This window comes from Streptomyces sp. NPDC057486 (assembly GCF_042802415.1).
Lineage (GTDB): Bacteria > Actinomycetota > Actinomycetes > Streptomycetales > Streptomycetaceae > Streptomyces > Streptomyces yanii.
The window spans coordinates 1-2,940 of the sequence record NZ_JBHVEE010000288.1 but is presented as its reverse complement, the minus strand read 5'-3'; the positions used below and the strand labels follow the sequence as shown (position 1 = coordinate 2,940).

The window sequence follows — 2,940 nt, the reverse complement described above, 5'->3', positions numbered from 1 at the left end:
GCGGAGGTGGAACCGCCCGGAGGTGACCGCGGCGATCAATCCGCCGAGGAAGATCGATATCAGCAGGGCGGCCTGGGTGACCAGCGGGGCCGGGCGCAGGCTCGTGGCCGCGGGGCTCTCGCTCGCCGCCGGTTCGGTATCCGCTTCGAGCGTCTGTGAATTCCCGTACGGAACCTGTGGCTGAGTGGACGTGCCGGTGCCGAAGTGCTCCGCCGTGGCTGCGGCGAGCGCCTCGGCGAGAGCTCGGTCGTCGGCGAACTCCTCGTCCATCTCCTCGAGGTCGCGTTCGCGTCGCCAGTGCAACACGCGATCCCACGCGGACGACACCCCGAAAGACCGATCGGTGATGAGGGTGTAGTTGACGGTGACCAGAGCGAGCCCGATAGCGCCCGCCCACCAGGGCCAGTAGGTACTCATGCGGGTCCTCTCATCCAATCGGCAAATCGAGCCAACCAGCCGCGCTTCGAGCTGGGAGCTTGCCGCGCTCGTCCAGCGGGGCTGTTTGAAGGCCGGGAAATCTGTGGGTGCGGTGACGGTTGGTCATGCCAGACGGGTGCCGGCGGAGATGTCGCCCCGAAGTGGGCCGTGGCCCCCGGTGTCACGGTTCCGGGTTCTGATTGCCCAAATGGGTGGGCCGGCGCCGGCTGGGACCAGGACGCGGCCTCCGGTGACCACGGGTCGGGCTTCGGTGGCGGGGCCTGCCGGGGCGCCTCGGCGACGTCTTCGAGGTGTCGCGCGCGGGCTCCGTTGGGCAGCAAGCCGATCGGCACGCGCTCGCCGGTGAGTGACACCTGGTAGCGCGCACAGTCGAGCCACCGATCGTCGCTGTCGCAGTAGTGTTCGCGCCAACCTGCCAAGCTCGCCCTGAGCAGGGGGAAAAGGGGGCATCCTGCGGCGTGTGAGCAACTCACGTTGCTCCCTCCTGATCGGCGCACACCACCCGTTCGGGGAGAGCGGTTGCCGTTCTCGATTCTTGCCCTCGCCGCGCTCGGTCGACGATCTGCAAAGCAACGCGGTGACGGGCAGTGGCAAAAAGGCTCTGCGCCTCCATTCCGCCGACCGGGCGTGATGCAATCATTGTTTCGATGTCCCGAGCAAATTCAGGGTATTTTTCAATCGGACCACTTGACACTACTTGGTGAGATATTCCGCGCGACGGATATGTGGCGTCTACCCCTCATGTCCGGATATTTGCAACCCGCAATGAGGTCACTTGGATCACTATTCGGCCCCATGGTCGCGGCTCGTGTGATGCAAGTCGGCTGTTTGCGGAGATGGTGAAAACAATGGAGCTCCTTGTGGTGGTGGTGTGAATATCGTGGATCTCAAATGAAGAGCTAATGGAGAAGAATTATGTGCCAGCGTGCTGTCTGTCGGTCGTGCCGGAAGGTGACCTATGAGGGCTGCGGGAGACATGTGGACCAAGTGCTCATGGGCGTGCCGACGAGTCAGCGGTGCATGTGTGAGTCTGCGGAGGGCAGGGGTCTGCGCGCGGTCGGGGCGAACACTCGACCGGAATCGGTGCCGGTCCGGTGGGGCGAGTCGCCGCGACACGCACAGGTCCCTCGGCGCCCGGAGGGTTCACCGGGCCGATCGAGGGGTGACTGGTGGGCCCGGCTCGTCAACTGGGTGAAAAGCCCGGCATGAGGCAATCAGTCGGCTACGCGTGTTTCGGACGCACTTCTTCCTGAGCGGAAGCGGCGGCCTGACCCTGGCCTCGACGGACGGGACGTCCGGCGCCGTCCGGGGGCCGGTGGCGCAGGACGCCCGCCCGACATCGGCACTGCCTGCCCGGCACACACCGTTCTTCACCCACGCCGCCCGCGCCTGACCTCACGCGTCGGCAGTACGCCGCCGCCTCCGCTCCGCGAGTCGGCGTGCTTGTGCTGTACCCGAGCCGGCCACTCCCGGACCGGAGGACTGCCCCGCTCATGCACGAATGCTGGTGCGGCGTCGATGGGGTGCTGTGGTATCCAATGTCCTGATGTGACACGTTCCCGTCTCCGCGCGCAGACTTGGAGGAGCTCACGAAATGGGAGTCCGACCAGCTCGCGGCGTCTGGAGCGTGCGTGCCGGGCGTCGCGAGCCGGGCGCCCATTTTGTGAGCTCCTCTTGAGGGGGCCGTCCCGAACAGCGGCCCTTCCTGCTCCGAAGGACTGCCTTGATCGATGACCTCATCCACTTTCTGCGGGCCCGCTACACGGAAGAACGCCAGAGCGCGATGGCGCGTCGGATGCAGAACTGGCAGTTGGTCGTCGCCGACGTCAATTCGAGGCAGGCCGTCGTGGACGCCTGCGAGAGGGCAACCATCCTGGCCGCCGGGGCCACACGTCGGGTCACGGAAATGACGGCGGCAGGTATTCCGGTGCAGACGGACGACCTCGTCGATGCCGCCTGGCTGGAAGGTCAGGCCGCTGCGCTGAGCCACGCCTTGGCGCTGCTTGCGCAGCCGTATGCGCGGCATCCCGACTATCAGCAGGAGTGGCGTCCACGATGAAAGGGGGCTGTTGAGGGTCGCCTTGTCAGGGGGAACGGCTTACCGGTCGTCCCGCCGACGACGGCAGCCCGGGCGCGACTGCCACGTGGACACCCGGGCTGCCGTATGCGAGCAGGAGCGGGCCGGCACGGGGGAACCAGCCCGCTCCTGCGGTCGGCGCTCGCGTACCTCCCCATGAGGGCGAGCGCCTCGACCCCCACGACGGGGTCACTCCTTCCAGCGTGCTGCGCGCCTGGGATGTCACTGGTGGCGACAGATGGTCACAACTCCGACGCTCGTGTGAAAACCACCGTCCCGGTGGCGAACACCGAGTGGCAGACGAGCGTGCACCGGGTTGCGACCCGCCGCTCGCACCTGCCGTTTCTCCGCCGTTCCCGGTCGGTGGCCGTGCTGGGCGGCGCCGGCCTCCGACCTGCAAGGGAGCGCCCCGCCCGGTTTCGACC

The 2,940-nt window shown here is 67.1% G+C and carries 1 protein-coding gene and 1 pseudogene; one reads left to right on the top strand and one right to left on the bottom strand.

Translation table 11 applies throughout. The features are described 5' to 3' along the window. A pseudogene (locus tag ACFU6I_RS48295) lies at window positions 1–417 on the bottom strand (transporter); the annotation flags it as partial. A gap of 1,744 nt (window positions 418–2,161) precedes the next feature. Between ACFU6I_RS48295 and ACFU6I_RS48290 the strand changes: the two are divergent. After that, window positions 2,162–2,497 (top strand): DUF6221 family protein, encoded by a 336-nt coding sequence (locus ACFU6I_RS48290; RefSeq protein WP_384380876.1) that lies wholly within the window; start codon window positions 2,162–2,164, stop codon window positions 2,495–2,497. The last annotated feature ends 443 nt before the right edge of the window (window positions 2,498–2,940 follow it).